We start from the raw sequence: 3,535 nt of genomic DNA on the forward strand, positions 1-3,535 counted from the left end.
AAGAAAAAACCTGAAGATATCGTTGAGAGAATTACTGATAGCTTTGCTGGGAAACTGTTGATTCATACTGTTAACTTTTCAGCTTCGTGTGAAAAAATAATTTTTCTAACAAACATCCATGTCAAAGACGAAGTTGAAGATCTACTGGAAGCGTTAGATGAAGAAGATTTTACAAATAAAACCTTAGCAGCTCTCGTAGAGCATTTTAACAATTGTTTCAGTGATGGAACACAGTTGTATAAAGAGCATGAAGTTAAATCTTTAATCTCAAAGTTTGGAATTGTTCCGGGTGTCGAATACTTAAAAGTAGAAGGCGCTATATTCGAATCAATTGCCAGAGAAAAAATCTTTCAGTACAGCGAAATTGATCTTCAGTATATGGAAGCAAGAGAGATAATCGATAACTTGATGGCTTTGATAGAAAGCAAATCTGTGGGAGTGTTGCCGAAATCGTTAGATGAAAAAACCTTGGATGAATTAGCTGGGGTTGGCATTGATGAATTGCTGGAAGTATTGAGTTTATCGAAAATTGGCTACGATATGCTAACTAGTGGTGGTGACACAAAGGCGCTAAAAAGCCTTTCAATATTACAGCGGATTTTAAAGAAAACTGATACGCCTAAGCAACTCATTGACTATGCAGCAAAATGTAAAACTGAATGGGACATTTGGTATAGGAAGTACAGGCACGATGTACCTGACTTTAATTTAATGATGCTGGAATCTAAGTTATCGGACTCTGTAAAACAGAGGATAGTGACAGGGTTTGGATTTACTGAATTAAAAGAAGATGTAGAAAGAATATTTAGTGATTTAAAAAAGGAAAAGTGCTTCACAGCTTTAAGTGAAGAGATTGTTTTAGGTGGATTGTTTTCAGTAATGGTGAGGTCTCAATAAATTATGGATATAGAAGAGTTTTTTGAGGTAGCCAAAGCTTCAAACCTTAGAATTCAACTTGATGAAGTAAAGACTGTTAGGTCGCATAGGCTAAGTAATGAAGCTTTATTTCACTTACCTTTTATTTCAATGGTTGTTTTGTTGATGGCAAAAGAGAGACGGAAACCTAATACTCCAGAATTGGGACAATTGGTAGGAGAGTGCATAGAAAGGTCGATTAAAGAGTTTAAAGGTTCTTCTCAGCATTTAGGCTGGTCAGCAAATCTACGAGTGAGAACGGTAAAAGCGCTTTCGTTTTTGGAAATAGCGAATTTGGTTTCGGTTAATAACAGAAAGACTAAATTAGAAGCTACTGAATTAGGCAAGAAAGTAATTAACAAAGCCATAGATGAGAAATCAGACTTGTCTTACAACCTGCTTTTAATTCAAAGAAATTATCGAAATATATGTAGGGAAAAACAAATGGAGCTTGAATTGGCATGAAGTTAGAATCTCTAAAAGTGTATGCTCGTGGCAGCAATGGATGGGGATCAAGTGAGCTTACATTTGCTAAATCTATCACTCAGTTGTACGGGCCAAATGGGTCAGGAAAAACTCCTCTAGTGCAATCAATAGCCTTTTGTTTAGGCTACCCGTGCGAATTTAGAGATGATATTTATGTTCACTGTGAAAGTGTTGAGTTAACAGTATCTTTAAATGGGAAAATCTATAAATTAAAGCGCCAATATTCGAGAGAGCTTGACGTTCAAGTTCTGGAGCCAACAGGTACTAAACAACGATTTTTTAAAGAAGGCGATTACAGCCGTTATTTATTTGAAGTATTCGGCTATGAATTCCCTCATTTGGTTACTAACTCCAATACTCACACGCATCCTTATTTATCGACAATATTACCAATTTTTTATTTAGATCAAGATATTGGTTATACAGATTTTTATAAATCTCCGGGCAGCAACTTCATTCGAGATCAATTTTCCGAGGCTGTCAGGATTTCTGTAAACCTACCTTCAAAGAATTCCTTTGATAAGAAAAAAAGTGCCATTGATGCGAAAAAGGCTATTGAGAGATTGGATAATAAAGTTCATCGCTTAAAAGGATTGTATGAGGATGCTTTAAATGACAGTGAGAGTGGTAAATTAAATATTGTTGAAGTTGATAGCCAGATAAATTCACTGAAGGCAAAAATTGAAGAGTTAAAGTCGAGTAAGAATTTAAAGCTTGATGCTACGGATAATATAGACAGATTGCTTTCTTCTAAAATGACACAAGTTAGGTTGCTAAAGGAAGAGCTTGATTTGTTAGAAAGTAAATGCTCCAGTATATCGAGTATTCGAACTGAGATTGAAGTGGAAATAAATACACTATCTCTAAATGAAGAGGCCAGAAGGGTTTTTAAATCCTTTGCTGATATTTGTTCGGTTGATGGGTGCGGCCTGTTTCTTGGTAGTTCGGAGTCATACGGTAAAAATCTGCTTTATCTAAAAGATCAAATAAAAGATTTAGAAATTAGTAGCGTAAGTTCCGAAAAAAGAATTGAGGCAATTAAAGTTGAATTAGGAACACACTTGGATGATATCGAAACCCTCAACAAAGAGAGAAAAAATGCTGTAGATGATGATGGTATGTCTGCGCTGGTAGAGTCGATTCATATAAGTCTATCAGAGATTGTTTCCTTAGAAATTAAAAAGCGGGAATTAGAAAATATTAGTGTACTCGAAGAAAAGTATATGACCGCAGAGAGAGAAAGAGATAATGCCATAAGTAGGCAGGAATCTTTAAGCTCAGGAATTAACAAATCTTCAATTGAGTTGATCAGATTCCAATCTAATTTAAAGAGTTCAATATCAAATTGGAAGAATGTGATTAATACTAAAAATGTTTCTGACAATATTGATTTATATGATGGATTCAAAGCTAGTTTTGGTGGGGAAAAGCTTAATCAAATAAAAGGAAGTACGAAACTAAGAGTTGTTTTAGCTTATCATGCTGCTTTGTTTGAACAAATTGTTAAGTCAAACCCTCTGGGTATGAGGTTTTTGATTCTTGATACTCCAAGACAGCATGATATTAGTGCAGAAGATTTAGATCAGTTTATAAAAGCTCTGAAAGTTTTGGCTGATGAAAATAATGTTCAAGTGGTTTTCTCGACTACCGAATATAAATACGAATCTGGAAATGGTGATAAAGATTGGTTGCCGTCATACGATGATGAATCATTTGGTCAGACAATGTATTTAGGTAAATAGGTTAGATTTTATCTGACAGGCTGTTATGAGTGAGTAGTAGAACTTGCCGCTCCATACTTTAGAGCTGTGTAAATGTACAGGTATAAATGCAAATCAGCATTTTGGCTAACCGAAGTCTAGCTAAGTCTGGTTATCCACAGGCTTGATTCAATTAAGTTCTCGGTTAAATTTCTAATATTAAAGCATTTTAAAATTTGACTTAACGAGACTTAAGGACTCGTTTAATCCTAGGCACGGTTTTGCAGTTGATAGAATTGCTTGTACCTATGCTTAGATGCTGGTAACGCATTCGAAGGTTGGATTGAGGATTTCCGGACTTATACGAAATACTCAGTAAAACGCTGTTAAATTACTGCTTTCATAATAAAAAATAATCTTACTGAGATAGAAAT

At 35.0% G+C, this 3,535-nt stretch carries 3 protein-coding genes; all 3 read left to right on the forward strand.

The genetic code is table 11. The annotated features are described in order from the left end of the window. On the forward strand, positions 1–897 hold an 897-nt coding region (locus tag L1D51_RS20890; protein ID WP_239964754.1), incomplete at its 5' end, for a hypothetical protein. A gap of 3 nt (positions 898–900) precedes the next feature. Further along, complete coding sequence (locus L1D51_RS20895; protein WP_169021452.1) at positions 901–1,380, forward strand: hypothetical protein; 480 nt, start codon at positions 901–903, stop codon at positions 1,378–1,380. Beyond that, entirely contained in the window at positions 1,377–3,143 is a 1,767-nt protein-coding gene (locus L1D51_RS20900; RefSeq protein ID WP_239964755.1) for an AAA family ATPase, read from the forward strand. Before L1D51_RS20895 ends, L1D51_RS20900 begins: the two co-directional genes overlap by 4 nt. The last annotated feature ends 392 nt before the right edge of the window (positions 3,144–3,535 follow it).

Source organism: Pseudoalteromonas shioyasakiensis (assembly GCF_022398475.1).
Taxonomy (GTDB): domain Bacteria; phylum Pseudomonadota; class Gammaproteobacteria; order Enterobacterales; family Alteromonadaceae; genus Pseudoalteromonas.